Consider the following 26,672-nt stretch of genomic DNA (forward strand, 5'->3'; position numbering starts at 1 on the left):
TCTGCCGGCACACCTCACGTCCCGTACCCGTACTTGATAACGGACGGTGCGGCCTGCGCGCCCGCGAACACCCTGCTGTGTGACTGGAAACACGCCGGACGTCGCCGGCCGGCTACCCGCCCCGAGCGAGCCTGCCTAGCTCTCCAGGCGCCACAGCGGCGAGACGGGCCCGATGCCCGCCCCGAGCGGGTAGCTGTCGGCGACGCAGCGTTCGATGAAACGCTTGCCGTGCGCCACCGCGTCCGGCACGGTCGCGCCGCGAGCCAGCTCGGCGGTGATCGACGCGGCGAGCGTGTCACCGCCGCCATGGGTGTGTTTGGTGTCGTAACGCGGCCCCGACAGCTCGGTGAACCCGGCGCCGTCGTAGAGCAGGTCCAGGCAGTCCGTCGCACCCCTGAGGTGGCCGCCCTTGATCAGCGCGTGGCGCGCGCCCATCGTGACGAGCGCCCGAGCGGCGTCCCGCTGGCCGTCCGTGTCGGTGACGTCGATGCCGGTGAGCAGCCGTACCTCGTCGAGGTTCGGTGTCACCACGGTCGCTCGGGGCACCAGCTCGGTGCGGATCGCCTCGAGGGCTTGCTCGGCGAGCAGCGGGTCACCGTGCATCGAGGCGGCCACCGGATCGAGCACGAGCGGGGTGGGGTGGTCGGAGCCGATGCCGACCTCGTCGAGCGCGGCTGCCACGGCCCGGATGATCTCCGTCGATGCCAGCATGCCCGTCTTGGCCGCGCCCGCCCCGATATCGCCTGCCACCGACCGGATCTGGTCGGCGACCACGCCGGACGGGATCTCGGTGACCCCCTGGACGCCCACCGAGTTCTGCACGGTCACGGCGGTGATCGCGGTCATGCCGTGCACCCCGTGCGCGAAGAAGGTGCGCAGGTCCGCCTGCAGACCGGCGCCACCGCCGGAGTCGGATCCGGCGATGGTCAGCGCGGTCGGTGGTTGCTGCCGTGTCCCGGTCACGGCGCCCCGTTCCCGTCGGACTCGCTGTCACCTGCCATTGGCACGTAGATCCGGTTGCCCTGCTCGGCGAACTCCTCCGCCTTCTCGCTCATCCCGGCCTCGATGGCTTCCACAGAGGACAGGCCGTGCTTGTCGGCGTACTCGCGGATGTCCTGGGTGATCCGCATCGAGCAGAACTTCGGCCCGCACATCGAGCAGAAGTGCGCCGTCTTCGCCGGTTCTGCCGGTAGCGTCTCGTCGTGGTAGGCGCGCGCGGTATCCGGGTCGAGCGAGAGGTTGAACTGGTCGTACCAGCGGAACTCGAACCGGGCCTTGGACAGCTCGTCGTCCCAGTCCTGGGCGTACGGGTGGCCCTTCGCCAGGTCGGCCGCGTGCGCGGCGATCTTGTAGCTGATCACGCCAGTCTTCACGTCGTTCCGGTTGGGCAGCCCGAGGTGCTCCTTCGGGGTGACGTAGCAGAGCATGGCGGTGCCGTACCAGCCGATCTGGGCCGCCCCGATGGCCGAGGTGATGTGGTCGTAGGCAGGCGCGACGTCGGTGGCCAGCGGCCCGAGCGTGTAGAACGGCGCCTCCCCGCAGAGCTCCTCCTCGAGCTCGACGTTCTCCTTGATCTTGTGCATCGGCACGTGGCCGGGACCTTCGATCATCACCTGCACGCCGTGCTCGCGGGCGATATGGGTCAGCTCGCCGAGGGTGCGTAGCTCGGCGAACTGCGCCTCGTCGTTGGCGTCGGCGATGGAGCCGGGCCGCAGGCCGTCGCCGAGCGAGAACGTCACGTCGTAGTCGCGCAGGATCTCGCACAGCTCGGAGAAGTGCGTGTACAGGAACGACTCCTTGTGGTGCGCGAGGCACCACGCGGCCATGATCGACCCGCCGCGCGAGACGATCCCGGTCACGCGCCGTGCGGTCAGCGGCACGTAGCGCAGCAACACTCCCGCGTGCACGGTCATGTAGTCCACGCCCTGCTCGCACTGCTCGATGATGGTGTCCCTGTAGAGCTCCCAGGTGAGCTTCTCGGGCTCCCCGTTCACCTTCTCCAGCGCCTGGTAGATCGGCACGGTGCCGACGGGAACGGGCGAGTTGCGCATGATCTGCTCGCGCGTCTCGTGAATCCGGTCGCCTGTGGACAGGTCCATGATGGTGTCCGCGCCCCAGCGGGTCGCCCACGCCATCTTGTCGACCTCCTCCTCGACGGAGGACGTCACGGCCGAGTTGCCCATGTTGGCGTTCACTTTCACCAGGAAGTTCTTCCCGATGATGGCCGGCTCGGACTCGGGATGGTTGCGGTTTACCGGGATGACGGCCCGGCCCTTGGCGACCTCGTCGCGGACGAACCCGGGGTCCATCCGCTCGCGCGCGGCGATGAACTCCATCTCCTTGGTGATCACCCCGGCGCGTGCCCACCCGAGCTGGGTGTCGTGCTCGCGCTCGGTGATCCAGTCGGCCCGCAGCGGGTGCAGGCCACGATGGACGTCGATCTCGACCTCGGTATCGGTGTACGGGCCCGAGGTGTCGTATACGTCGAAGTGCTCGCCGTTGGAAAGCTCGATGCGGCGGGCCGGTACGCGTAGTCCCGACGGGGTTTCCGAGTAGACCTTGTGCGATCCGGATATGGGTCCGGTGGTCACCTTCGGCTGGTTGTCGACACTCGTGTCCAGCGACGTCATGAGCGATTCCTCCCTACGCCGGCATTACCCGGTCAGGTTCGTGCGGTCGGCGGCGCCGGGTCCGTCCTGCGGACTCCAGCCGCCCTCTCAGCCCGCCAAGGCGCGAGCTCCCGCGGTGGTTTCGGTTATCGGGGCAGAGCCTGCCACGAGTCGCGCCTGTGCTCAACCCCGGGTGGGATCGACGCCAGGGACAGCGCCCCGGCGAAGGCGGCCATCGCTCCCAGCGCGAGGAAGCTCATCGCGTAGCTGCCCAGCAGCGTGGCGAGCGCGGAACCGGCGAACGGGGCCAGCGCCGTCGCGATCGTCACGGGCGCGGAGAGCAGGCCGGTAAGGCGGCCGTAGTGCGCGGTGCCCCAGCGATCGCTGACCGCGGTGGCGTGTAGCAGCGTGAACACCCCGCGTGCCGTACCGGCCAGCACGGCGGCTGCGAGCAGAGCCGGTACCGGGGTGAGCACGCCGAGGAGGGTGGTGGTGGCGGCGATCGCGAGCAGGATGAGCGCCGTGCGGGAGCGCACGCCGGTCCTGCGGGTCAACGGGGCGTACCCGATCCGGCCGAGGAGCTGCCCCGCACCGCCGAGCCCGAGCGCGGTCGCGGCTGTCCCCAGGCCCGCGCCACGCTCGACCAGCACGGGTACCAGGTTGATCAGCGCGGCGAAGGTGGCGAAGGCCGCGATGCTCAGGGCAATGGTGAGCAGGATGAACGCGGGACCGCGTGCCACCGACGCCGGATCGCCGCCCGGCTGTCGCTGCCCGCTCGCCTGCCGCTGCGGCCACGGCAGATCGAGGCCGAACCAGTGGCCGGGAATCGTGATCACGGCGAGGATCCCGGCGAGCACGAGGTAGCTGCCGCGCCATCCCAGCCAGCCGGCCAGCGCCGCGGTCAGCGGAGCGAACACGGTGCTCGCCAGCCCCGCCGCCAGCGTCAGGACGGTCAGCGCGAACACCAGCCGCTGCCCGTACCAGCGGGTCAGTGCCGCGAACGCGGGCGGGTAGAGCACCGCGCCCATCGCCACACCCGCGACGAGCCACGCGGCGAAGAACCACACCAGGTTCTGTGCGGAGGCCACGCCGAGCAGGGCGACGACACCGAGCAACGCCCCCGCCGTCATCGGCAGGCGCGGTCCGTGCCGGTCCAGCCACCGCCCCACCGGGATACCGACCAGGGCCGCCACCAGCTGGCCTGCCGACAGCGCCGCCATGACAGCGGCGGCCGGCCAGCCGGTACCGGCGGCGATCTCGGGCGCGAGCACCGGGAAGGCGTAGAACAGCACGCCCCAGCTGGTGACCTCGGTCAGGCACAGCACGGCGAGCGCCCGGTGCGCCCCGGCGCCGGACACGCTCGCCGTGCTCGCCCGTGTCGTCGACGTACTCGGCATGCGGTGCGACCCCGGACGTCAGCTCGCGGTCCGTGCCGGTGCCGCGGGAGCCGAGGGACCGGTCGGCACGCCGCAGGCCGTGTCGACCTGCTCGTCCGCAGGTCCGGCGACTCCGCCCGAGCCGCTGCACACTCCGGTTTCCGGCAGCGTCAGCTCGACCCGCTCGGCCGCCGCGTGGTCCCCTGCCAGTGCCGCCGCGATGCTGCGCACCTGCTCGTAGCCGGTCAGGGCGAGGAACGTCGGTGCTCGCCCGTAGCTCTTCATGCCGGCCACGTACATTCCCGGCTCCGGGTGGGACAGCTCGCGCTCCCCGTGCGGGTAGACGGTGCCGCAGGAGTGCACGTTGGGATCGATCAGCGGGGCGAGCTCCGTCGGTGCCTGCAGGACCGGGTCCAGCTCCAGCCGCACCTCGGACAGCCAGGACAGGTCGGGCCGGAACCCGGCGAGGGCGATGACCTCGTCGGCGGCCGTCACCTCGCGCCCGCTGGTCGAGGTCAGCACCAGGCGGCCATGCCGGTCCCTGGTGACATGCTCGGTGCGGAACCCGGTCACGACGGTGACGCGCCCGCTGTTCACGGCGGACCGGGCGCGCATGCCCAGCTCGCCCCGTGCCGGTAGCTGGTCGTCCTCGCCGCCACCGAAGGTGTCGCCGAGCTCGTCCCGCCGGAGCAGCCAGGTGACGCGCGTGTCCGGGTGCCGCTCGGTGAGGGCGTCGAGGCTCAGTAACGCCGTCATCGCCGAGTGCCCGCTGCCTGCGATCACCACGTGCTTGCCGGCGTAGCGGTCCCGCACGGCGGGCGTGGAGACATCCGGGACCCGGTAGGTGATCCGGTCGGCGGCCGCCCGCTCACCGGTCGCGGGCAGCCCGTCGGCACCGAGCGGGTTCGGTGCCTGCCAGGTGCCGGAGGCGTCGATGACGGCGCGCGCCTCCAGGCGCGTCTCGGTGCCGTCGCGGTCCCGGATGTGCACGGCCAGCGGCTCGTCCGCCCGGCCGGAGTCGACGACGCGGTCCCTCCCCGTACGTGCCACGCCGGTCACCTCGGTGCCGAGACGCACGCGGGAGCCGAGAGCGGCCGCCAGCGGCCGCAGGTACCGCTCGACCCAGTCGGCGCCTGTGGGGTAGCTGTTCCCGTCCGGATGCTGCCAGCCCTCGGAGGTGAGCAGCGTCCGCGCAGCGGGCGAGGTCAGGTCGGCCCACCGGGAGAACAGCCGGATGTGCCCCCACTCGGAGACGGCCGCGCCTGCAGCGTGACCGCGTTCCAGGACGAGCGTGTCGATGTCGCGCTCGGCGAGCTCGGCTGCGGCGGCGAGCCCCACGGGCCCCGCGCCGATCACGACGACGGGCAACTCGGTCATATCCGATCCTTTCATCGAGATATATCGATTGAACGAGTTCGAATCTATCGACGACGATCGATTGACGCAAGTATCGATGGCAATCGATACACTTGGCGGTATGACGACGGAGCTGCCCAGGGCCCAGGTGCTGCCTGCCGCCGACGCGGCCACCTACTCCGAGTGGTTCGCCTGCCTGGCCGAGCCGGTACGGGTTCGGCTGCTGCACGCAGTGGCCACCAGCCCGCGCGGGATCACGGTGGGTTCACTCGTCGAGATCCTGGGTACGAGCCAGTCGACCTGCTCGCATCACGTGCGCAAGCTGGCCGAGGTCGGGTTCGTGCATGTCGAGAAGGTGGGCACGGCCACGATCGTCACGATCAACCAGGCGTGCTGCAGCGGCCTGCCACACGCGGCCGATGTGGTGATGGGGACGCTGGTGCCGCGTCCGTGTTGCCCGGCGGACCTGCCGTCCGACGTCACCGTCCGCGCCCTCGGACAGCACGACTGGCCCGCGGTGCGCCGCATCTACGGCGAGGGGATAGCCACCGGGGTCGCCACCTTCGAGACCACCGTGCCCAGCCGGACCTCACTCGACTCGACGTGGCTACCGGAACATCGCTGGGTCGCCGAGATCGGTGGCGAGGTGGTCGGCTGGACCGCGGCGGCTCCCGTCAACCGCCGCGCCGGGCACTCCGGGGTCGCCGAGACGGCGGTCGCCGTCGCCGAGGGATACCGGGGTCGTGGAGTGGGTAAGGCGCTGCTGCACAAGCAGGTCACCGAGGCCGACTCCGCCGGGTTGTGGACCCTGGAGACGTCCCTGTTCCTCGGCAACCGCGCCGGTATCGCCGTGCACCACGCCGCGGGGTACCGCACCGTCGGCGTTCGCGAGCGCATCGCGCGGCGGGACGGGGTGTGGCACGACACCGTGCTGCTCGAACGCCGCAGCGCCACTTCGCCGGACACCGCCTGACGTTGCCGGGGGCCGGTCAGCGGTACGCGAACTCCCCCTCGGACGGGTCCCAGCGCAGACCGGGCACGGTCCAGCCGTTGCGTTTGACCATCTTCTTCGCCTCGCGCGCGTACCGCCCGGTGAGCCGGTCCAGGTAGAGGTATCCGTCGAGATGGTCGGTCTCGTGCTGCAGGCACCGTGCCAGGAAGCCGGTTCCCTCCACCTCGACGGGGTGGTTCGCGGTGTCCACGCCGGTGACCCGGGCCCAGTCGGCGCGCCCGGTGGGGAAGGACTCGCCGGGCACGGACAGGCATCCCTCCCAGTCGTCCTCGGGGTCGGGCATGGTCTCCGGCACCGCCGAGGTCTCCAGGACCGGGTTGACCACCACCCCGGAATGCATCTGCCCGGAGTCGTCCGGGCAGTCGTAGACGAACACGCGCAGGTCGACGCCGATCTGGTTGGCGGCCAACCCGACGCCGGACGCCGCGTACATGGTCTTGAACATGTCGTCGACGAGCGTGGCCAACCGCTCGTCGAAGGTCTCCACAGGGCGGGTCGGGGTGTGCAGGACAGGGTCGCCTGCGATGCAGATGGGATGCACGGTCACGGCTACTCAGGATAACCGCTGGGGCGGTGCGCGGCGGCAGCACCGTCTTCCGGCGGGGACCTCGCGGCGTCGGCGTAACACGTTCGGGACGCGCCGACGGGCGATGCCAGCGGAGGCCAACCTCGCCGTGATCTAATGGAGCAGGCGGAATAACATCGATGTCATTACGGCCGTGCGGTCCCGACACGATTGTGAGGCGAGCAGCCAGATGGATGCCGCGGAGTCAACGCTCCGGAGCGAGGAACCCGCAGCCTCGGCGGCCGGCGAAGCGAGTGGGGGACTGTCCCGCCGCGATCACGAGATCCTCGCTTTCGAACGGCAGTGGTGGAAGTACGCGGGAGCCAAGGAAACCGCGATACGCGAGCTCTTCGGCATGTCGGCCACACGGTACTACCAGGTGCTCAACCGCCTGATCGACTCGCAGGAGGCGCTGAGCGCGGACCCGATGTTGATCAAGCGGCTGCGTAAGGCGCGCGCCGAGCGGCGTCGCACGCGTGCCGCGAGGAGGCTGGGGATCGAGCTGTCATGACCATCGCAGGCATGTCACGTCCGATGCGCGCCGCCGGGTTCGGCCTGCTCGGTGTCGCGGCGATCGCCACGGTGATCGGTACGGCGAGCGCGATCAGCTCGGACGAACCGTCCGGCGACACGGCGGCGCCGACCTCACCCGCGGAACCGACGCCGTCCGAACCGGACGCCACTCCGGGCGAGGACACCGAGACGCCGGCCGAGGACGGGGACGGGGACGGGGACGAGGAGCCGGACGACGAGGAGACCACCCCCGGCGACGAGGACGGCGATCAGGAGGACCCCGCGGACGGGGACGGCTCGGGAGACGGGACGGCGCGGCCCGGTGACAAGGGCCTGGACCCGGAAGCGCAGCGGACACCGGTGCGGGTGTTCAACAACAGCAACATCTCCGGGCTCGCCACCCGCGCGGCCGGAGACCTGCAGGACGCCGGGTGGAACGTCACCGGCCACGGCAACTACTCGGACGGCAGGATCCCGGCCTCGACGGTCTACTTCCGGGAAGGCACCGCTGAGGAATCCGTGGCCGAGAGGATCGGCTTCGAGTTCGGCATGCGTATCGAACCGCGCTTCGACGGGATCAAGGACTCCAGCCCCGGTGTGATCGTCATCGTGACGAAGGACTACGCGGAGTCGGGCAAGGACAACTGACGGTCAGCGCCGTACCGGACGGCCCCGCGACGGGTGACGCGGTGTGCCACCGGTCCGTTGCCGTGCGCTCCGATGCCACCGGCCGGGCCGCGGCCCGGCCGGTGGCATCGGTTACTGCTTGTAGCGGTGACGCAGCCCGATGCGCCGCCAGTCGCGTACCCGCCTGGCAGGTGTGCCGGGAGGGCCCGCTCCGGCGACGGCGCGGCGCGCCGGCCTGCGCAGTCCCAGCCTGCGGTGCGAGCGCCCGCCACGCCGGATGGCGCGGCGCTCCTTCGCCGGCACTTCCCAGGCCTCCGGATGCGCGGCCAGCCACCGGTACCGGTACACCGCGTACGGCAGGTGGGCAAGGTACAGCAGCAACGCAGCCGACAGGGCGACCAGCGGGAACTGGATGATGGCCGCGGCGAGCAGGCCCACACCGACCAGCAGCGGCGCCACGGCCTTGGCGGGTACCCGCATCGTCTTCACCGACAGGGTGGGCAGCCTGCTGATCAGCAGCGCCGCGATGGCGATCATCCATCCCCAGACCGCGACAGGATGTGTCCACCAGCCCGAACCGAACTCCAGCGTCAGCGCGACCGGCAGCAACGCGAGAAGCCCGCCGGCTGGAGCGGGGACGCCGACGAAGAACTCGTCGGCGTACGGGGGTTGCTCGGTGTCGTCCAGCAGGGTGTTGAAGCGGGCGAGCCGCAGGATCATGCACACCGCGAACACCAGCGCGGCGATCCAGCCGAACCGGTGCCCGTCGGAGAGCCAGATGAACAGGACCAGCGCGGGCGCGACCCCGAAGGACACCGCGTCGGAAAGCGAGTCCAGCTCCGCCCCGGTCTTCGAGGTGGCATCGAGCAGCCTGGCGATCCGGCCGTCCAGACTGTCCAGCAATGCCGCGACGACCACCCCGACGATCGCGATGTCGTAGCTACCGAGCAACGCGAACTGCACAGAGGACAGGCCTGCGCAGAGGGCGAGAATGGTGATCGCGTTCGGGAGGAGGCGAACGCCGGGGGCGGTTCGCGTCATGGGGGTCAACTTCCGGCGGTCGATTCGGGTGGCTGGGCTGCGCCTGGTGCCGACGGGAGTGCCGCGAGCGGGGTTTCCCCGCCGATGGCACGCTGCCCCGCTGTCACCAGGACATGGCTTCCGTGCGGGAGGTAGATGTCGACGCGGGATCCGAACCGGATCAGGCCGTAGGTGGAGCCCACCCGGCCGGCGTCGCCTTCCGTGACGTCGCAGACGATGCGGCGAGCCACCAGCCCCGCGATCTGCACCACGGTGAGCTCCTGTCCGTCCTCTGTGCGCAGTAGCAGGGCGTTGCGCTCGTTGACCTCACTCGCCTTGTCCAGGTCGGCCGAGAGGAACTTGCCAGGGCGGTAGGCGACGCGCTCGACCGTGCCGGTGGCGGGGAGCCGCTGCACGTGGACGTCGAGCACGGACAGGAAGATGCTGATCCGCGTGCGGGGCCGCTGGTCGGTTCCGAGCTCGGCAGGCGGGGTGGCCTCCTCGACGGCGGCGACGGTGCCGTCGGCCGGGGCCACCGCGAGGTGCGGGTTCGCAGGCGCCACGCGGTTCGGCTCCCGGAAGAACCACGCGAGCGCGCCCGCGGCGAGCACGCCTGCGGTGCCGAGCGGGGCGGCGATCCTGCGCAGCAGCAGCGCCGCGGCGAGGGCACCGATCACGAACGGCCTGCCTGCGGGGTGCACCGGCGGCACCGACTCCCTCGCCAGGTGCAGGATTCTGGCGACCGTGTTGTCGCCCGTGTACGAATCAGGGTTCATCGTTCTGCGCTCTATCTGCAAGGTCTGCTGGAATGCTCTCACGCTAGACCACAGCGCGGGGGCACCCGCGCGGGGCTCGACCGCCGTGCCGGGCCGGGTCGGGCTGTCCGGAACGGCACGGGCGCTCAGCTCAGCAGCAGCACATCGACCTCGTCACCTTCGGCCAGCTCCGTGGTGTCCTCGTCGACCACGATCAGACAGTTCGCCTGCGCGAAGGAGGCGAGCAGGTGGGAGCCCGGCCCGCCGTGCGGCGCGACGGTCCCTGCGGAGTCGTTTGTGGACGCGGCAGGGGTGGGTTTGTGGTAGCCGCGCCGGAACTGACGCTTGCCGCCTGGCGAGTGCAGGGGCTCGAGCAGGCGGGCGCGGGCAGCGGGGCGGTCGACGTGCGGGTGCCCTATCGCGGCGAGCAGCGCGGGACGCAGGAAGACCTCGTAGGACACGAGCACGCTGACGGGGTTGCCTGGCAGGGTCACGATCGGCACGCCGTCGAGCGTCCCGCTGCCCTGCGGGCCGCCCGGCTGCATCGCCACCTTGGTGAAGGTCATGTGCTCGCCGGTGAGGGCGTCCTTGACCACCTCGTAAGCGCCCGCGCTCACGCCCCCTGAGGTCACGACCAGGTCGGCCGCGCTCGCCCGCTCCGCGAGGGCGGCCGTGAACTCGCCGACGTCGTCGGCGACCGCGCGTAGCACGTCCACCTCGCATCCGAGCCCGCGCAGCGAGGCGGCCAGCATCACGCTGTTCGACTCGTAGATCTGGCCGTCGAGCCGCGTCGCGGGTGGGGTGACCAGCTCGGTACCTGTGGAGACCACCAGCACCCGCGGGGGCACCCGCACGGCGAGGCGATCCCGCCCGATGGCGGCGGCCAGGCCCAGCTGCGCGGCACCGAGGACCGTGCCTGCCTGCAGCGCGGGAGCGCCCTCGGCCAGGTCCTCGCCCGCGCGGCGCACGTTGTTGCCGGCCTCGGCCGGGACGGACACGCGCACCGTGGCGGTGCCCGCGTCGGTGTCCTCCACGCGGATCACGGAGTCAGCGCCCGGCGGTACGGGGGCGCCGGTCATGATCCGGTGTGCCGTTCCGGGACGCAGTTCGGGGACGTCGGTGCGGCCCGCCGGGATGTCCTCGTCGACGGGCAGTGCGACGGGATGCTCCGCGCTCGCCGCGGCCACGTCCTCGGCGCGCACCGCGTAGCCGTCCATGGCCGAGTTGTCGAAGTGCGGCAGCGGGACGCCCGCCGTGACATCCTCGGCAAGGACGAGGCCGTGGCAGTCCCGCAGCGGGAGCTCGCGCACCCGCGCCTGTGGTACCAGCGCACGGATCGTTGCCTGGTGCTCGGCGACGGAAACGGTCATGGTGTCCACCCCTCACGTAATACCTGTGCGGCGACCCTACCCCGCGCCCAGGTGGGAGCCGAATGTCACGTACGGCTCCCTAGATGGAACCGCTGTCACCTTCGGCTCCACAACATCCGTGCCGACGCCCCGTTGCGGCGGTCGCATGCGAAACTGCTTTCGCGCCGAGAGGCGGACGCAGCGGCGAAGGTATCGAGGGAGGATCCGGTGGAGGTGCACACGCGGCACACGCCGTGGTTCGGGGTCGCCCGGGTGGTGCTGTCCGCGGGGGAGGCGGTCCGGGCCGAGCAGCGGGCGATGGTCGCGACCAGCTTCGGGGTGTCCGTCGTGCCCGACGGCACGGCAGGCAGGCGAGCCGCGAACCCACCCACCACCTTTACCGCGCCCGCCGAGGGCGGCTGGGTCGACCTCGCTCCGCAGCACCCCGGTGACGTGTACGCGCTGGAGCTGCCCACGACCGGAGGCTGGTGCGTGGCACGGGACGCGGTGCTGGCCAGCCCCGCCACGATGCGGGACGACCCCCTGTGGTCGGGGTTCCGGCAGCTGTTCGGCGCGGAACCGGGCTTCCTGCGGCACGTCAGCGGGTACGGGTCACTCGTACTGGGAAGCGGCGGCCCCGTCGAGGCGTTCTCGCTGGAGGCGGGCGAGGTCTTCACCATCGCGCCCGCCTACCTGCTCGGCTATCCCGATGCCGTGCAGTGCCGGTTGCGCGCACTCGACCCGGCCGGGCCACAGTCGCTGCGCACCGGGGACGGGTTGGTGCTGGACGTCGCAGGCCCCGGGACCGTGCTGGCAAGGACGCGCCGGGCGGCGAGCTGACCCCGAGCGCGGTGGAACGGCCGCCAGTCGGTCATTCCGGACCGGAACGACTAGGCTGCCATGCGTGTCGGACGAGCATGGGGACGATCTCATAGGGCGCAAGCTGGGCAACTACCAGATCAACGCGGTACTCGGTCAGGGCGGGATGAGCGTGATGTACCGCGCCACCGACGTGCGTCTCGGCAGGAAGGTGGCACTGAAGGTCATCGGTGAGCACCTCGGGGCCGACGCGGAGTTCCGCGAGCGGTTCGTCGACGAGGCGCGCAACACCTCGGCGATCGACCACCCCAACATCGTCCCGATCTACGACTTCGGCGAGGTCGACGGGATGCACTACATCGCGATGCGGCTGGTGGACGGTTCGGACATCGCAGCCCGGATCGCCGGTGGCCCGCTCGACCCCCGCCACGCGCTTGACCTGCTCGAACAGGTCGCCGACGCGCTGGACACCCTGCACAAGCGGGGCCTGGTGCACCTGGACGTCAAACCGGCCAACGCGCTGGTCACCACGACCGGGTCGGGACGCGAGCACGTCTACGTCGCGGACTTCGGGCTGACCCGCAGGGGCGCGACGGGGCACCGCACCAGGGAAGGCGACTTCCTGGGCTCGCCGACCTATGCCGCACCGGAGCACCTGCGGGGCGAGCCGCTCGACGGGCGCACCGACCAGTACGCGCTCGCCTGTGTGCTGTTCACCTGCCTGACCGGGCGGCCACCATTCCAGGGAGACGTCCCCACAGTGATCAAGGGACACCTCACGATGGAGCCTCCGGCGGCTACCGAGGTCTCGGGAGGCCGGTCGTCGGCTCTGCCGCACGCGCTGGATGCCGTGCTCGCGACGGGGATGGCCAAGCAGCCGGGTGGGCGCTACGGGAGCTGCGTCGAGCTCGTCGCCGCGGCCCGGCGAGCCCTCCCGGCCACGGACACCGGGTCGCCTGCCGGCAGCAGTGCCGCGGGGCAGTCCCCGGAAGCGGTGCCCGCTACCTGCTCCAGCGGATCCGCTGCTGCGCCTGCTGCCGCGCCTGCTGCTGCGCCGACCGCTGCGCCTGCTGCTGCGCCGACCGCTGGGCCGACCGCTGGGCCAGCTACTGGGCCGCCGCAGGCGGGCGCCCCGCCGGCAGGGATCCACCAGGCCGGCCACCCGGCCGGGGCTCCTCCGGCCGCGCAGCCGCCGCCCTACGGCGCGTGGCGCCAGCCGTACGGCCCCGCTCCGCAGGCGCAACACGGGTACGGGCCGCCTCCGGCTCCGCCCTCCGGCGCACCACCGTGCCCCGGGCCCCAGCCGCCTGCCGCCCCGCTCGGGGATCCGGTGCGGCTGCGCCCGCCCGAGCCGGCCGCGGGTGCGGCCTTCGACGGGCCTGGAGCGGGCGGGCGTGATCGCTGGTTGGTTCCGGTGCTGGCCGGAGTGATCGCGGTTCTCGTGGTCGTGGTGGTCGTGCTGCTGATTGTCGCGCTGTGACGTCTAGTATCCTGACCAGCGTAGCTTGCACTCTCACTGTGAGAGTGCTAAACACGTAATTGGCACTCGACACCGTCGAGTGCTAGGTAGGACTCGCTGACAAGCGGGTTCTGCGTTGAAGGTCGGGACGGTGAGGCCTGGTTCGGGATCTGCTTCGGGATTCCGGGCCGGTCGTCCGTCGCGGGCACCGAGCCTGGCCGAGGACGTGTCCGGTGAGGGCTGTTCACAGCTCGCTCGCCTCGAGGGCTCTCGGGTCCACGTGGCGATGGGGGCTCCGCAACCAACGCGCGTTACGCGCGCTTGCGCGCGGGGAGCGGCCCGAACATTGAATGACGACACTGCCATGGACGCCTACAGGTGCGTCCCTGGCGCCCAATACCGGAGGACCACACCGAAATGGCCAAACAGATTGCGTTCGACGAGGACGCCCGCCGCGGGCTCGAGCGCGGCCTCAACACCCTCGCCGATACCGTCAAGGTGACGCTCGGCCCGAGGGGCCGCAACGTCGTGCTCGAGAAGAAGTGGGGCGCGCCGACCATCACCAATGACGGTGTTTCGATCGCCAAGGAGATCGAGCTCGAGGACGCTTGGGAGAAGATCGGCGCCGAGCTCGTCAAGGAAGTCGCCAAGAAGACGGACGACGTCGCCGGTGACGGCACGACCACTGCCACGCTGCTCGCGCAGGCACTGGTCAAGGAAGGGCTGCGCAACGTCGCCGCCGGTGCCGACCCCATCGCGCTGAAGCGCGGGATCGAGCAGGCCGTCGAGGCCATCACCGAGCAGCTGCACAAGTCCGCCCAGGAGGTCGAGACCAAGGAGCAGATCGCTGCGACCGCCTCGATCTCCGCCGCGGACCGCACCATCGGTGAGCTCATCGCCGAGGCGCTCGACAAGGTCGGCAAGGAAGGCGTCGTCAGCGTCGAGGAGAGCCAGACCTTCGGCCTCGAGCTCGAGCTCACCGAGGGTATGCGTTTCGACAAGGGGTACGTGTCCGGTTACTTCGTGACCGACCAGGAGCGGCAGGAAGCCGAGCTGGACGACCCCTACATCCTGCTGTACGGCGGCAAGATCTCCAACGTCAAGGACAGCCTGCCGCTGTTCGAGAAGGTCATGCAGGCCAACAAGCCGCTGCTGATCATCGCCGAGGACGTCGAGGGCGAGGCCCTGGCTACGCTCGTGGTGAACAAGATCCGCGGCACCTTCAAGTCGGTCGCCGTCAAGGCTCCCGGCTTCGGTGACCGCCGCAAGGCGATGCTGCAGGACATGGCGATCCTGACCGGTGGCCAGGTCATCACCGAGGACGTCGGCCTCACGCTGGAGAACGCCGACATCTCGCTGCTCGGCCGTGCGCGCAAGGCGGTCATCACCAAGGACGAGACCACCATCATCGATGGTGTCGGTGACGCGGACCAGATCCAGGGCCGGGTCAACCAGATCCGGGCCGAGATCGAGAACAGCGACTCCGACTACGACCGCGAGAAGCTGCAGGAGCGGCTGGCCAAGCTGGCAGGCGGCGTGGCCGTCATCAAGGCGGGTGCGGCGACCGAGGTCGAGCTCAAGGAGCGCAAGCACCGCATCGAGGACGCCGTGCGCAATGCCAAGGCGGCCGTCGAGGAGGGCATCGTCGCCGGTGGTGGCGTCGCCCTGCTGCAGGCCTCCCAGGATGCGTTCGAGAGCCTCAAGCTGACCGGCGACGAGGCCACCGGCGCGAAGATCGTGAAGATCGCCGTCGAGGGCCCGCTCAAGCAGATCGCCATCAACAGCGGTCTCGAGGGCGGCGTCGTGGTCGAGAAGGTCAAGGGCCTGGACAAGGGCTACGGCCTCAACGCCGCGACCGGCGGCTACGAGAACCTCATCGAGGCCGGCGTCATCGACCCGGCGAAGGTGACTCGTTCCGCGCTGCAGAACGCAGCGTCGATCGCCGCGCTGTTCCTCACCACCGAGGCTGTCGTTGCTGACAAGCCGGAGAAGGGCGGCGGCGGAGCCGACGCCGGCGCCGACCCGACCGGCGGCATGGGCGGCATGGGCTTCTGATCCCGTCGATGTCCTGAACGGAATAGCGACACAGGCAGAGGGCCGGGCGTGCGAGGCACGCCCGGCCCTCTGTTTCGTTCCTCAGCCCGCCCGGCCGGCGCAGCTGGCCGAACCCAGCCAGGTGTGCGGGTTGCCGTTCCAGCACCATCCGAGTTTCGGTGCCTTCTTGCTGATCCACAGGGCCGGTACGCGCTTGTCCCCGCACCGGGATGCCAGCAGGGAGAAGCAGTTGTTCTTCTCAAGCGTCTCGGGGAACTGGGTGACCAGGGCTATGCCTTCCTCGATGGTCAGCGGCGACCTTCCGCGTTCTGTGATCATCGGCATGGCATCGCGCGGTGCTACGTTGCGGGTGTCCGGCCCCCGCTCGATGTCGAAGACCAGGTACACCTCCCGGTCCGGTACGTCGACGCCGTCGATGGCCTCGAACCGTTCGAGATCCGCGTCGTCGAAGTCGGCGAACCCGGGCCTGCCGCCGAGCTCGGTAACGGTGATCGTCCGGTGGGTGGGGACCAGCTTCCTCGTGACGACGAGTACGAACGGGACTCGTGCGGGTGTGGGCGGCCGCATCTCTCGGGCGCGGTCGACTACGTGCGCACGCAGTGGGTCCACCAGTTCCCCTAGGGCCTGCGCGCTCAGCCCGGTCATGGCCGGATACCCCTTGTCGATCAAGGTCCGGGTCTGGCGGTCGAACTCGTCAACGGGGTCGAAAGAGCCTGGTGACATGCGAAGCCTCTCCGCTTGACGGGACGGGACGCCAGGCTTCAACGACCGCCCTGCTCATCGTGTTCCCGGGATCGCTCAGATCGTCTCTTCCTCGGGGATCAGCAGCCAGCCGATGGCGTAGAGCACGAGCGGGGCGCCGAGGGCGATCAGCGCTGTCGCGACAAGCACGATACGCACGATGATGGCCTCGATGCCGAAGTAGTCCGCGATGCCACCACAGACTCCCGCGATCATCCTGTTGCTCTTGCTGCGGCGGATGCGCTTGAGATTCTGGGGGTTGAAGTCGTTGTTCGTCATGCTTCCATGCTCCACGACGTCGGGCCGGTGCGCATCAGGGAAGATCCCGAGATCGGCCCTGGTTGTCCCCCGGATCGTGTGGCATCGCGGTCGTGATGACGACCCTGATGTCTCACAGGCGCGGGGGCTAGCGTCGCCACCCACCGCGCCGGAGTCCGCGTTCCACCTGCTCAGCGACCCGGGACGCCTGGTGGCGGACGGCGTACGAGGTGAACTGCAGCAGCCGCCTGCCGTCGATGGTCAGCTCGTTGTGCCGGTCGAGATCGGAGTTCCAGTTACACACTTCGAGGTGCGGGAGGCCGTGGACCTCCACCGACAGATCGAACTCCTCCCAGTCGGCGTCGAGGTAGTAATGCCCGCCCGGTCGCCGCACGGCGCGCTGCCGTGCCGGCGGCGGGAGGCCGCGTCGGCGCGTGAGCCGGTCGAACTCCCGCTCGGGCAGTGAGTGCACACCGCCACCGGCATCGTGGATCGTCTCGAGGAGTACAGCGTGGTGGACCCGGTGGCCGAGGCGGGTGAGCGCGTCGAGCAGCCGGTGCGGGGTGGTGACGCGTTGTTGCACGGCGGCGAGCACGGGGATGCGGGCTGCGCTCGGCGCGGCCGCCCTGCTGCCCATGTCCAGCACGCTGCGCTCCATGCGCGTGCGCCGGGGCGTGCGTTGGGGATGGACGTCGTCGGGCCCCAGGTGGCGGGTCCGGATCGCCAGTACGCCCGCACGCCGGAGCTTGCGCTGCTCGGCGGGGATGGCGATCCACGTCGTATCCGAGGCGAACCCGCGCAGGCCGTCGATCGCGGCGGCGGTGGGTCCGGCGAGCGCAGACCCCGGTGGTGCCGCCAGCAGGCAGACCCACGTCTCCTGCTCGGGACTCAGCGGGCCGTTGTGCGTGACCAGGACACCGCGGTGGGGTCGTTGCCAATGCCCCGAGCGGACCCGGGCGCGGACCTCGCCGCGGGACATAACCGTCAGAGCCTGCCGGAGCGTCACGACGCCGTGCTGGGAATGGAGGAGCTGGGAATGGAGGAACGTCACGGTCGCAGGGAACCACCCCGGCGGTCATGCGGGGGACGTCGCGCGCGATCTGTGGACACCGGCCTGCCGTGTGGACTTCGGGTCGCCGTGGCGACAGTTTTGCCTCACGATCCCGAGGTTGCGCGGGTGGAGTGCACCAGCGAGGCCAGCCGGGTGGCGTCGTGCGGGGCGTACCCGGCCTCGTCGTTGTCGAAGTACAGGTAGACGTCGCGCGGGCGCTCCGTGGCCTCGCCTGCCACGGTGTGCTCGGTGCGGGGGCTCGCGCCCGAGGCCCACGCCTCGATCAACCGGGCCCACTCGCGCAGCGCCTCGTCGGTGTAGCCGCCCGCGTAGAGCTCGCGCTCGCCGTGCAGCCGGATGTAGACGAAGTCGGCTGTGACGTCGTCCAGGCGGGGGAACTGCCCGGCCGAGTCGGCGACGACCAGGCCGATGCCGTGCTCGCGCAGCAGCTCGACGCACTCGGCCGTGGCGAAGCTGGGGTGGCGCACCTCAAGAGCGTGCCGCAGTGGACGGTCGGCCTCGGCAAAGGTGTGCGGCTCGCCCTTGACCTTGTCGTCGTGGCCCTTGGCGACCTCGGCGGCCTCGCCGGTGGTGCGCGGCAGCTGGTCGAAGAACCCGGCCAGCCGGTCGGCGTCGAAACGCATCCTCGGCGGCAGCTGCCAGACGATCGGCCCCAGCTTGGCGCCCAGTGCCAGGGGGCCGCTGGCGAAGTAGTTCGCCAGCGCGGACTCCACGTTGCGGAGCTGCTTCATGTGCGTGATGAAGCGACCACCCTTGAGGGCGAACAGGAAGTCCTCGGGGGTCTGCTCGAACCAGGTGCGGAACGACTCCGGGCGCTGCAGGGAGTAGAAGGTGCCGTTGATCTCCACCGTGCCGAGCTGCCCGGCCAGGTACTCCAGCTCGCGGCGCTGCACCAGCCCCTGCGGGTAAAAGCTGCCGCGTCGCCACTCGGCATACTGCCAACCGGACGTACCGATCCTGATCTCCGAAACGGCGATCACCCCCTTGGTTACCGCTTCCGTAGGTGGGAGCCGAATGTCACGTTTGGCTCCTTCTAAGGAACCGAGGTCACCTTCGGCTCCCTCGCCAGACGCTAGTTCAGGGCGGTCAGGAAGGCGCGCCACGCCTCGGCGGGCGCGTGCAGGTGCCCGCCGGCCGGGTCCTTGGAGTCGCGCACGGCCACGGTGGCCGGGTGCCAGGCCACCTCGACGCAGTCACCGTTGCCGCCGCTGTAGCTGCTGGTGCGCCAGGCGACCTCGACACAGGCGCCGTTGCCGCCGCTGTAACTGCTCGCACGCCAGGTCAGACCGGTGTGCTCGGGTGCGGACATCGCGATCCATCCTCCGCTCGGTCGTACTCGCTTGCCAGCTCGGCAAGCCACGCCCTGGATTGTCCCTCATCCAGGGCGAGCTCGGCGAGACGAGCGAGGATCCTCCGGTAGGTGGATACGTCCTCCGGGCTCTCCAGAAAAAGGCTGGCGGTCTCGTTCTCCACGTACACCATCGGCCGGTGCTCGGCGTCCTGCATGAGCCGGAATGGCCCCGACAGGCCGGGATGCGCGCCGGTGGCAGTGGGCACCACCCGGATGGAGCAGTGCGGAAGCGAAGTGACGAAGACGAGCTGCAGCAGTTGCTCGTGCATCACGCGTGCTCCACCCACCGGCAGCCGCAACGCCTGCTCGTGCACGTAGAACAGCAGTCGGGGCGGGCGGTAGCGGCGTAGCAGGCTCTGTCGCGCCATCCTCGCCTCCACCCGCAGCTGCACACCGTCAGTGGGAACGGCGGCGGAGTTGCGGACAATCTCGCGAGCGTACTCCTCGGTCTGCAGCAGCCCGTTGATCCGGGAGAGCTCGAAGCTGGTGATGGATGTTGCCGTGCTCTCCTGGATCACCAGTGAGCGCAGCTCGTCCGGTAAGGCCTGACCGTGCGGGCGCACCCAGTAGCCGTCGTCGGCTTGGCGTGCCAGCTCCAGCAGCCGCTCCAGCTCCGCACGTGCCACGCCGCAGCTGCTCAGGTAGATCGCCGTGTCTACTTCGGACGCGCTGCGTTGGCCGCTCTCCATGCGCGAGACCTTGCTGTGCGACCAGCCCAGCCTGCGTGCCATCTCGACGCCACTGAGGCCGATCGTTTCCCGGGCGTGGCGCAGCTCGGCGCCCAGCTCGCGTGCCCGGGCTGTGGAATCAGGCAGGCCCATCTCGTGCCCCTCCGTCGGTGTACTCGCGGGCCAATGTAGACCCGCAGGAGTCGCCGATGTGCTGCGCCGCGCGAGCGTCACCGCAACGGAGGTCGGTGTGCCACCTGGTCACGCAACCGGGATGTCCGTCTGCCCAACACACGGTGCCCGTCCGTGCAACACGGCATGCCAACACGCCAGACACGACATGCCCGTACGCCCGATGCGTCGAAGAGGCATCGGGCGTACGTCGGCCAGCAGGCGGCTTCGCTCAGCGAAGCCAGTGGTTGTGCCGGACGAAGCCGACTCCGGCCCATCTGCGGCCGAGTCCCCACGTGTTACCCGCGTAGACGGCTGCCAGCAGGATCAGCACCAGGGCGTAGATGAGGTGATCCTCGATGATCGGGTTGGTCGACCTCGTCAGCTCCCCGGCCTCGGTGAACCGGGCCAACGGCCACGCGGCCAACCACATCAACATCAGCATGACCGTTCCCGCTGCCGCCGAGACACGCAAGCCCACGCCGAGGAGCAGCGCGGCACCGATGCCGAGCAGCCCGGTCATGAACAACCAGTCGGCCCATGCGGCACCCGCCAGCGAGTTCATCGTCGTAGCGAAGGGTCCTACGTCGACGCCGCTGAGGTATCCCTCCGTCGGTGAACCGCCATTGACCCACGCGCTCTCCGAGGCTGTCGCGTATCCGAGACCGAAGAGCTTGTCGAGAAACGCCCAGAGGAAGACCAGTCCCATGGCGATGCGCAGCACGGCGGCGATCTTGCTGGCCGTCGTCGTCATCACCGACCCGTGCTCTGACGCGGTCTCGGCCGCTTGTTTCGGGGCCACCTGCATGGTTGCGTTGACCCGCGGTTCCTGGGTCACGGACATGATGTCCTCCTTGTCCTCGTGCGACTGGCATGGTGCCTTCAGTCTGCGCGGGGAGGCAGGGGGAGCACTGGGGTACAAGGTTCCCTGTCCCGGGGTCATTCGTCCTCGAAACACCCCGTGCCTACACACCCGACACGGCATGCCCGCACGCCCGACACGGTGGGGCACAGGTCGAGGTCCCAGCGTCGGGGCGGGGGTTACTGGAAAGCTTCGGCGTCGAGGATGCGGTAGGCGTAGCCCTGCTCGGCGAGGAAGCGCTGGCGGTGGGCCGCGTAGTCGGTGTCGATGGTGTCGCGGGCGACCACCGAGTAGAAGTGTGCCTGCCGCCGATCCTCCTTCGGGCGCAGCAGCCTGCCGAGGCGCTGGGCCTCTTCCTGGCGCGAGCCGAACGTACCGGAGACCTGGATCGCTAGCGACGCCTCCGGCAGGTCGATGGAGAAGTTCGCGACCTTGGAGACCACCAGGGTGCTGATCTCGCCGTTGCGGAACGCGTCGAACAGCTTCTCCCGCTCCTTGTTCGAGGTCGAACCCTGCACGATCGGTGCGTCCAACGTACTCGCGAGATGCTCGAGCTGTTCCAGGTACGCCCCGATCACCAGCGCGGGCTCGTCGGGATGGTGGTCCACGATGGACTTCACGATTCCCGACTTGGTGCGCGCGGTCGAGCAGATCTTGTACCGCTCCTCGGCCTCGGCCGTGGCGTAGTGCAGCCGCTCCTCGTCGGTGAGCGTGCCGCGCACCTCGATGCACTCCGCGGGCGCGATCCAGCCCTGCTGCTCGATGTCGCGCCACGGCACGTCGTAGCGTTTCGGCCCGATCAGCGAGAACACGTCCCCCTCATGCCCGTCCTCGCGCACCAGCGTGGCCGTCAGGCCCAGCCTCCTGCGCGACTGCAGGTCCGCGGTCATCCGGAACATCGGAGCAGGAAGCAGGTGCACCTCGTCGTAGATCATCAACCCCCAGTCGCGGGAGTCGAACAGCTCGAGGTGCTTGTACTCGCCCTTGGTCTTGCGGGTGACGACCTGGTAGGTCGCGATGGTGACCGGCCGGATCTCCTTGCGCTCGCCGGAGTACTCGCCGATCTCCTCCTCGGTCAGCGACGTCCTGGCCACCAGCTCGCGCTTCCACTGCCGCCCGGCGACGGTGTTGGTCACCAGGATCAGCGTCGTCGCCTGCGCCCGCGCCATCGCCGCGATCCCGACGAGGGTCTTGCCCGCCCCGCAGGGCAGCACCACCACGCCGGAGCCACCGGCCCAGAACGCGTCCGCGGCCTGGCGCTGGTACTCGCGCAGCTGCCAGCCGTTCTCGGCCAGCTCGATCGTGTGTGCCTCCCCGTCGACGTAGCCGGCGAGGTCCTCGGCGGGCCATCCGATCTTGAGCAGTGCCTGCTTGAGCCGCCCCCGCTCGGACGGGTGCACCGTGACCGTGTCGTCGTCGACGCGCTGCCCGATCATCGGTGCGATCTTCTTGTTGCGCAGCACCTCTTCGAACACCGCGCGGTCGGTCGTGGTGAGCACGAGCCCGTGCACCGGGCTGTTGCTCAGCGTCAACCGGCCGTACCGGCCCATCGTGTCCACGATGTCGATCAGCAGCGGCTGCGGCACCGGGAACCGCGAGTAGGTGGTCAGCGCGTCCACGACCTGCTCGGCATCGTGACCCGCCGCCCTGGCGTTCCACAGCGCCAGCGGCGTCACCCGGTAGGTGTGCACGTGTTCCGGCGCGCGTTCCAGCTCGGCGTACGGGGCGATGGTCAACCGCGCGTCGTCGGCTTGCGGGTGGTCGACTTCGAGCAGGACGGTCTTGTCCGACTGCACGATCAGTGGGCCTGTACTCACACCCCCTTTATAGCGTGCTCCGCGGCTCGCTCAGGATCCCGCCTGCTCGGACTCGGGTAGCAGCGACAGCACGTCCAGCCGCTGACCGAGCATCCCGGCGTCGTGCATGAGATCAGCCACCCGCTGTAGCCGCGGGCCGTTCAGCGCGGTCGGGTAGCTGCCGAGGGCGACCAGTGCCGAGTCGGTCTCGTCGATGGAGGTGAACTCGGGCAGCAGCCCGCGGATCGTCGGCGGGTCACTGCCGAGCTCCTGGGAGCGCTGGAGCAGGCTGCGGAACAGGTCGAACGTGTTCGGGTTGGCCTCTGCGGTGTCCCGCACGGCCACGTAGCTGGACATGGGGAACTCGTGCATCTCGCCGCGCGCGGTGTCGGCCAGGAGCGTCGCCCCGAACTCCCGCTGGGCGGTGCTGATATCCGGCTCGGACAGCCACGCGGCGTCGGCCTTCCCGGTGCTCAGGGCGCGCATGGCGTCGTCGAACGGCCGCTCGGTGAACGTGACGCTGCCGGGGTCGATCCCTTCGGTCTCCAGCCGCGAGCGGGTGGTCAGCTCCCCCGCCGAACGTTCCGGACGGACCGCGATCGTCGCCTCGTCGAGGTCACCGAGCTCGTCCGGGCCGGTCCCGGGAAGCGTCACCAACGCCATCGTCTCCGGGCCGGAGATGTAGGCCTCGCCCTGGAACTCGTACGGGGCGCCGTCGGCGGCCCGGTCGAGCACGGTGACGTTGCAGGCGTAGGCGACATCGACCTCGCCCGCGGACAGCGACTCGAGGACACCGGCTCGTTCGTCGTGCTCCACCAGCTCGATGTCGAGTCCCTCCTTGGCGAAGATGCCCTGCGCCACACCGAACCGCAGCGGGACGGTGCCGATCGAGTCGAACACCCCGACTCGCAGGGTCTCCAGCTCCAACCCCGGATCCGCGCGCTGCCTGGACTCGCCGGAGACCAGCGTGCAGCCGCCGCTGAACAGGACGAGCACGAGCGCGAGTGCGATGCTGCTCGCGCGCTGTACCGCGCGTGTTGGCATGCGTGCCTTCCGCGTCGAGTTCCCCGGCGTTCGTCACACGCCGCCTCGTGGCTCGTTCGGCGTGCGGCCAGGATTGTAACGCCCGCCCGCCCTGCCCGGACGGTCCCGCGTGTCTCGCTGCGCCGGGTGTCCGGGGAGCGGGTCCGCCGGTGGGGCAGCGCGTCTTTCGCGGCTCGCGACCGAAGGCTACCCTCGGGTAGCCGGTAGGCACGGCCCTCGGTTGGTGTCTTTCGGTAGCCGGTAGACACCGTCCTCGGCCCGTACTGGCCGGCGGCCGGTTGGGTACCGTCCTGGACCGAAGGAACAGCGCGCCGTCAACGCCGCAGCGTGTGGACGTGGAAAGGAACCCGGGTGTGGCCCGTCGCAGCAGCCGTCGTTCCGGCGACGCTGCCGGTTACCCCGGCGGCGGGCGGGACGGCACCGATGCGGCCGGGGTACCCGTCCCCACTGCGGGGCAGTCCGGCCGGTGGCGCCTGCGCAACTGGTCGCTGCGCACGAAGCTGCTCGCGGTCCTGCTCATCCCCACCCTGACCGCGGTCGCGCTGATCGGCTTGCGGCTGGCGAGCGAGCAAGAGTCCGCCGACCGGCTCGAGCAGCTGACCACGCGGGTGAGCATGGAGACCTCGCTGGCGAAGCTGGTGCACACGTTGCAGCGCGAGCGTGACATCACGGTGCGCTATGTCGCGCGCGACCGCGACGGCGATCTGGACGAGGTGCGCACGCAGCGGGAGCGGGTCGACGAGCAGCTCGGTACGTTCAGCAACGACTTCCGCTCGGCACGCGACGACCTCAGCGAAGACAGGGTCGCGGCATTCGACGAGGTCGACGAGCGCATGAACGTGCTGACCGGCCTGCGGTACGCCTCGGAGCACTCGGAGTACCCCCCGGACGCGGTGCGGCGTTCCTACACCGAGCTGATCACCAGCCTGATGGCCATCCGGAAGCAGGCCGTGGCCACGATCCGCGAGCCGGAACTGGTGCGCGCGCACCTGGCGGCGTCGACGCTGGCGCGGGCCAAGGAGAAGATGTCGGTCGAGCGCGCGCTGATCGCCGAGGGCATCAGCCGGGGCGAGCTCGACCAGCAGTCCACCCGTGACCTGCTCGGCGCGCGGGCCGAGCGGGATGCTGCCGTCGCGGACTTCCGCACGTTCGCCAGCTGGGAGCAGCAGCAGATCTACGAGGACACCATGACGGGCCTGATCGTGGACAACGGCCACGACATCAGCGAGGCCGTGCTCACCAGGGCCGAGAGCGACCGTTCCCTCAGCGACCTCGATGCCGGGGAGTGGGACACGGCCTCCACCTACACGATCAACCTGGCCGCGGAGGCCGAGGACGCGCTGCTGACCGGTATGCAGGAGCGGACCGACGAGCTCGCGAGCCGGACCAGTACCGCCGTGGTGCGGGACGGCGCCATCGTCCTGGGGTTGCTGCTGCTCGCGGCCATCCTCACGATGGTGATCGCCCGGTCGCTGCTGCGCCCGCTGCGCACGCTGCGCACGACGGCGTTCGACGTGGCGCAACGCAGGCTGCCCGCCGCGGTGCGCGGGATGCGGGACGACCCGGGCGCGCAGTGGTCGACGGAGGTCGCTCCGGTCCCGGTGTACAGCAGGGAGGAGCTGGGGCAGGTCGCGCGGGCCTTCGACGCCGTGCACGGCGAGGCCGTGCGGCTCGCCGCGGAGCAGGCCGCGTTGCGGACGAACGTCAACGCCATGTTCGTGAACCTGTCGCAGGCAGGCCGCGAGCTGTCCGAGCGCCAGCTTGCCGTGCTGGACAGGATGGAGGCCGAGGAACGCGACCCGGAGAACCTCGCGAACCTGTTCGAGCTGGATCACCTGGCTGCCCGGCTGCGCAGGATCGGCGAGAACCTGCTTGTGCTGACCGGGAACGACTACGTGCGGATGCTTCCCGGCACCGTGCCTGCCGCCGAGGTGCTCGGCGCTGCGCTGTCCGAGATCGACCAGTACCAGCGGGTGCGGATGCTGGACCCGCCGCCGATCGCGATCCGCGGGGACGCGGTCAGCGATGTGGTGCATATCATATCCGAGCTGCTGGAGAACGCCACGAACAGCTCCGAGCCCGATACCTCGGTGACCGTGGCGAGCTCGATGAACCACCGCGGGCAGTGGCTGGTGGAGATCACCGACTACGGCCCGGGTCTGTCCCCGGAGGCGATCGATCGGGCGAACGCGCGGCTGGCCGACCCCCCCGAGATCGACGTGGAGGCGACCCGGCGCATGGGCCTGTACGTGGTCGCCTGCCTCGCCCAGCGGCACGACCTCGCGGTGTGGTTGCGCAACGCCCCGTCGGGCGGGTTGACGGCCTCGCTGCTCGTGCCTGCCGAACTGATCAACGACCTGCCCGCGGATGTGTCGGACTCCTCCTCGGTGGGGCCGTTGCGGCGGCCGGACCTGCGCAAGACGGATGCGCTGGAACGCCCCGGGGAAGTGGGGGGTGAGCACAGCCCTGCGCCGGCACCGGCCGGACCGCCGAAACGGGCCCCTGTTGTGGGCGATGGCCCGGCTACCGGCAGTGAAGGCGTGCAGCCGCACCCGCTCGACGACGAGCAGCCCACCGAACGCTTCCCCGCTTACCAGGACTTGCTGACGCGATGGTTCGAGGCCCTGCGCCCCGGCGAGGCCGGTGACCAGCAGGCGGGCGGTGCCGCGCCGGAGGAGACCGGCTCGGAGGGGGAGCCGGGCGCCGACGAGGAGCGCGAGGGCGCAGGAGAGGGGGAGTCACCGGACCCGGCGCACGGCGGCGCGGAACGCGACGGCGCGGGGCATGACGGCGCGGGGCATGACGGCGCGCGCGGCGCTGGTGCGGGATGGCTGGACGCTCCCACAATCCGGAACATCACACGCGCGAGTGCCGCCATTGGGGTGAACTTGACGGAGGACGACGGCTCCGGCGATGCGGCGATACCCCCGGCGAGCCGGGGCGAGCTCGACCTCGGGGACGGCCTCGCTGAGCTGGTCGACTACGCGGGTTCCCCTGCCATGGAAACCGTCCGTGACCTGGCCGAACACCGCCGCGAGCCTGCTGCGGCCGGGGTGAACGGCAGCACCGCGCTCGAGGTGGTGTCCCGCGATCCCGATGCCGTTCGTCAGCGGATGGTGGGCCTGCTGGACGGCCTGCGGCGGGCTCGACAAGACAGTTCGGGTGAATAGGCTGGCCCGCGATGAGGCCATGCG

General features: G+C 70.3%; 24 protein-coding genes. 7 read left to right on the top strand and 17 right to left on the bottom strand.

Features of this window, described 5'->3' with window-relative positions; translation table 11 throughout:
- Positions 1–135: 135 nt before the first annotated feature.
- The 4 genes from thiD to CHB84_RS11055 form a co-directional block, all read right to left on the bottom strand.
- Positions 136–963, bottom strand: a complete 828-nt coding sequence (gene thiD / locus CHB84_RS11040; protein ID WP_089301476.1) for a bifunctional hydroxymethylpyrimidine kinase/phosphomethylpyrimidine kinase — start codon at positions 961–963, stop codon at positions 136–138.
- On the bottom strand, positions 960–2,630 hold the full coding sequence (gene thiC, locus CHB84_RS11045; RefSeq protein WP_089301477.1) for a phosphomethylpyrimidine synthase ThiC: 1,671 nt from the start codon (positions 2,628–2,630) through the stop codon (positions 960–962). Before thiC ends, thiD begins: the two co-directional genes overlap by 4 nt.
- A gap of 125 nt (positions 2,631–2,755) precedes the next feature.
- Entirely contained in the window at positions 2,756–4,006 is a 1,251-nt protein-coding gene (locus CHB84_RS11050) for an MFS transporter (protein WP_089301478.1), read from the bottom strand.
- Between the two features lie 18 nt (positions 4,007–4,024).
- Positions 4,025–5,362 carry an FAD-dependent oxidoreductase gene (locus CHB84_RS11055; protein ID WP_089301479.1) on the bottom strand — a complete coding sequence of 446 codons (1,338 nt, stop codon included), beginning with the start codon at positions 5,360–5,362 and terminating at the stop codon, positions 4,025–4,027.
- Positions 5,363–5,462: 100 nt separating this feature from the next.
- Here CHB84_RS11055 and CHB84_RS11060 point away from each other — a divergent pair, with 100 nt between their 5' ends.
- A complete protein-coding gene (locus CHB84_RS11060; protein WP_089301617.1) occupies positions 5,463–6,314 on the top strand; it encodes a helix-turn-helix domain-containing GNAT family N-acetyltransferase in 852 nt (283 codons plus the stop codon).
- A 16-nt stretch (positions 6,315–6,330) separates the two neighbouring features.
- Here the strand turns inward: CHB84_RS11060 and CHB84_RS11065 are convergent, their stop codons facing one another.
- The gene (locus tag CHB84_RS11065; RefSeq protein WP_089301480.1) at positions 6,331–6,900 is read right to left on the bottom strand and encodes a peptide deformylase; all 570 of its coding nucleotides are present in this window, start codon (positions 6,898–6,900) and stop codon (positions 6,331–6,333) included.
- 208 nt (positions 6,901–7,108) lie between these two features.
- Here CHB84_RS11065 and CHB84_RS11070 point away from each other — a divergent pair, with 208 nt between their 5' ends.
- Complete coding sequence (locus CHB84_RS11070; protein WP_089301481.1) at positions 7,109–7,429, top strand: DUF3263 domain-containing protein; 321 nt, start codon at positions 7,109–7,111, stop codon at positions 7,427–7,429.
- Positions 7,430–7,440: 11 nt separating this feature from the next.
- A complete protein-coding gene (locus tag CHB84_RS11075) occupies positions 7,441–8,079 on the top strand; it encodes a LytR C-terminal domain-containing protein (protein WP_245818682.1) in 639 nt (212 codons plus the stop codon).
- 111 nt (positions 8,080–8,190) lie between these two features.
- On the opposite strand, the gene CHB84_RS11080 is transcribed toward CHB84_RS11075, so the two are convergent.
- From CHB84_RS11080 to moeA, 3 genes are all read right to left on the bottom strand, one after another.
- On the bottom strand, positions 8,191–9,099 hold the full coding sequence (locus tag CHB84_RS11080) for a CDP-alcohol phosphatidyltransferase family protein (protein WP_089301482.1): 909 nt from the start codon (positions 9,097–9,099) through the stop codon (positions 8,191–8,193).
- Positions 9,100–9,104: 5 nt separating this feature from the next.
- Positions 9,105–9,854, bottom strand: a complete 750-nt coding sequence (locus CHB84_RS11085; RefSeq protein ID WP_089301483.1) for a phosphatidylserine decarboxylase — start codon at positions 9,852–9,854, stop codon at positions 9,105–9,107.
- 125 nt (positions 9,855–9,979) lie between these two features.
- Positions 9,980–11,203 (bottom strand): molybdopterin molybdotransferase MoeA, encoded by a 1,224-nt coding sequence (moeA, locus tag CHB84_RS11090; RefSeq protein WP_089301619.1) that lies wholly within the window; start codon positions 11,201–11,203, stop codon positions 9,980–9,982.
- A 207-nt stretch (positions 11,204–11,410) separates the two neighbouring features.
- On the opposite strand from moeA, the gene CHB84_RS11095 reads away from it, so the two are divergent.
- From CHB84_RS11095 to groL, 3 genes are all read left to right on the top strand, one after another.
- Entirely contained in the window at positions 11,411–12,022 is a 612-nt protein-coding gene (locus CHB84_RS11095; RefSeq protein WP_089301484.1) for an AIM24 family protein, read from the top strand.
- Between the two features lie 64 nt (positions 12,023–12,086).
- Complete coding sequence (locus CHB84_RS11100) at positions 12,087–13,481, top strand: serine/threonine-protein kinase (protein ID WP_245818683.1); 1,395 nt, start codon at positions 12,087–12,089, stop codon at positions 13,479–13,481.
- 396 nt (positions 13,482–13,877) lie between these two features.
- Positions 13,878–15,515 carry a chaperonin GroEL gene (gene groL, locus CHB84_RS11105; RefSeq protein ID WP_089301485.1) on the top strand — a complete coding sequence of 546 codons (1,638 nt, stop codon included), beginning with the start codon at positions 13,878–13,880 and terminating at the stop codon, positions 15,513–15,515.
- A gap of 81 nt (positions 15,516–15,596) precedes the next feature.
- Here groL and CHB84_RS11110 read toward each other — a convergent pair whose 3' ends face one another.
- The 9 genes from CHB84_RS11110 to CHB84_RS11150 all read right to left on the bottom strand — a co-directional run bounded on the left by CHB84_RS11110 (position 15,597) and on the right by CHB84_RS11150 (position 23,478).
- Positions 15,597–16,238 carry a DUF5701 family protein gene (locus CHB84_RS11110; protein ID WP_089301486.1) on the bottom strand — a complete coding sequence of 214 codons (642 nt, stop codon included), beginning with the start codon at positions 16,236–16,238 and terminating at the stop codon, positions 15,597–15,599.
- A gap of 75 nt (positions 16,239–16,313) precedes the next feature.
- Entirely contained in the window at positions 16,314–16,535 is a 222-nt protein-coding gene (locus CHB84_RS11115) for a PspC domain-containing protein (protein ID WP_089301487.1), read from the bottom strand.
- 127 nt (positions 16,536–16,662) lie between these two features.
- Positions 16,663–17,565, bottom strand: coding sequence for a hypothetical protein (locus CHB84_RS11120; protein WP_141134645.1), 903 nt, complete (start codon positions 17,563–17,565; stop codon positions 16,663–16,665).
- 104 nt (positions 17,566–17,669) lie between these two features.
- Positions 17,670–18,566, bottom strand: a complete 897-nt coding sequence (locus CHB84_RS11125; protein ID WP_089301489.1) for a DUF72 domain-containing protein — start codon at positions 18,564–18,566, stop codon at positions 17,670–17,672.
- A 92-nt stretch (positions 18,567–18,658) separates the two neighbouring features.
- Entirely contained in the window at positions 18,659–18,895 is a 237-nt protein-coding gene (locus CHB84_RS11130) for a DUF397 domain-containing protein (RefSeq protein ID WP_089301490.1), read from the bottom strand.
- On the bottom strand, positions 18,868–19,758 hold the full coding sequence (locus CHB84_RS11135; protein ID WP_089301491.1) for a helix-turn-helix domain-containing protein: 891 nt from the start codon (positions 19,756–19,758) through the stop codon (positions 18,868–18,870). Before CHB84_RS11135 ends, CHB84_RS11130 begins: the two co-directional genes overlap by 28 nt.
- Before the next feature lie 250 nt (positions 19,759–20,008).
- Positions 20,009–20,620, bottom strand: coding sequence for a DoxX family membrane protein (locus tag CHB84_RS11140; RefSeq protein WP_089301492.1), 612 nt, complete (start codon positions 20,618–20,620; stop codon positions 20,009–20,011).
- 197 nt (positions 20,621–20,817) lie between these two features.
- Positions 20,818–22,455 (bottom strand): DNA repair helicase XPB, encoded by a 1,638-nt coding sequence (locus tag CHB84_RS11145; RefSeq protein WP_089301493.1) that lies wholly within the window; start codon positions 22,453–22,455, stop codon positions 20,818–20,820.
- Between the two features lie 30 nt (positions 22,456–22,485).
- Positions 22,486–23,478, bottom strand: a complete 993-nt coding sequence (locus CHB84_RS11150) for an ABC transporter substrate-binding protein (protein WP_089301494.1) — start codon at positions 23,476–23,478, stop codon at positions 22,486–22,488.
- 353 nt (positions 23,479–23,831) lie between these two features.
- On the opposite strand from CHB84_RS11150, the gene CHB84_RS23790 reads away from it, so the two are divergent.
- On the top strand, positions 23,832–26,648 hold the full coding sequence (locus tag CHB84_RS23790) for a sensor histidine kinase (RefSeq protein WP_089301495.1): 2,817 nt from the start codon (positions 23,832–23,834) through the stop codon (positions 26,646–26,648).
- The last annotated feature ends 24 nt before the right edge of the window (positions 26,649–26,672 follow it).

Origin of the sequence: Haloechinothrix alba (assembly GCF_900188115.1) — a bacterium.
GTDB lineage: Bacteria > Actinomycetota > Actinomycetes > Mycobacteriales > Pseudonocardiaceae > Haloechinothrix > Haloechinothrix alba.

Bases quoted from the DNA above. Each gene is read 5' to 3' on its own strand.
- thiC (WP_089301477.1), bottom strand. From the start codon at position 2,630: ATGACGTCGCTGGACACGAGTGTCGACAACCAGCCGAAGGTGACCACC.
- CHB84_RS11050 (WP_089301478.1), bottom strand. From the start codon at position 4,006: ATGCCGAGTACGTCGACGACACGGGCGAGCACGGCGAGCGTGTCCGGC.
- CHB84_RS11055 (WP_089301479.1), bottom strand. From the start codon at position 5,362: ATGACCGAGTTGCCCGTCGTCGTGATCGGCGCGGGGCCCGTGGGGCTC.
- CHB84_RS11060 (WP_089301617.1), top strand. From the start codon at position 5,463: ATGACGACGGAGCTGCCCAGGGCCCAGGTGCTGCCTGCCGCCGACGCG.
- CHB84_RS11070 (WP_089301481.1), top strand. From the start codon at position 7,109: ATGGATGCCGCGGAGTCAACGCTCCGGAGCGAGGAACCCGCAGCCTCG.
- CHB84_RS11075 (WP_245818682.1), top strand. From the start codon at position 7,441: ATGTCACGTCCGATGCGCGCCGCCGGGTTCGGCCTGCTCGGTGTCGCG.
- CHB84_RS11080 (WP_089301482.1), bottom strand. From the start codon at position 9,099: ATGACGCGAACCGCCCCCGGCGTTCGCCTCCTCCCGAACGCGATCACC.
- CHB84_RS11085 (WP_089301483.1), bottom strand. From the start codon at position 9,854: ATGAACCCTGATTCGTACACGGGCGACAACACGGTCGCCAGAATCCTG.
- moeA (WP_089301619.1), bottom strand. From the start codon at position 11,203: ATGACCGTTTCCGTCGCCGAGCACCAGGCAACGATCCGTGCGCTGGTA.
- groL (WP_089301485.1), top strand. From the start codon at position 13,878: ATGGCCAAACAGATTGCGTTCGACGAGGACGCCCGCCGCGGGCTCGAG.
- CHB84_RS11110 (WP_089301486.1), bottom strand. From the start codon at position 16,238: ATGTCACCAGGCTCTTTCGACCCCGTTGACGAGTTCGACCGCCAGACC.
- CHB84_RS11115 (WP_089301487.1), bottom strand. From the start codon at position 16,535: ATGACGAACAACGACTTCAACCCCCAGAATCTCAAGCGCATCCGCCGC.
- CHB84_RS11130 (WP_089301490.1), bottom strand. From the start codon at position 18,895: ATGTCCGCACCCGAGCACACCGGTCTGACCTGGCGTGCGAGCAGTTAC.
- CHB84_RS11135 (WP_089301491.1), bottom strand. From the start codon at position 19,758: ATGGGCCTGCCTGATTCCACAGCCCGGGCACGCGAGCTGGGCGCCGAG.
- CHB84_RS11140 (WP_089301492.1), bottom strand. From the start codon at position 20,620: ATGTCCGTGACCCAGGAACCGCGGGTCAACGCAACCATGCAGGTGGCC.
- CHB84_RS11150 (WP_089301494.1), bottom strand. From the start codon at position 23,478: ATGCCAACACGCGCGGTACAGCGCGCGAGCAGCATCGCACTCGCGCTC.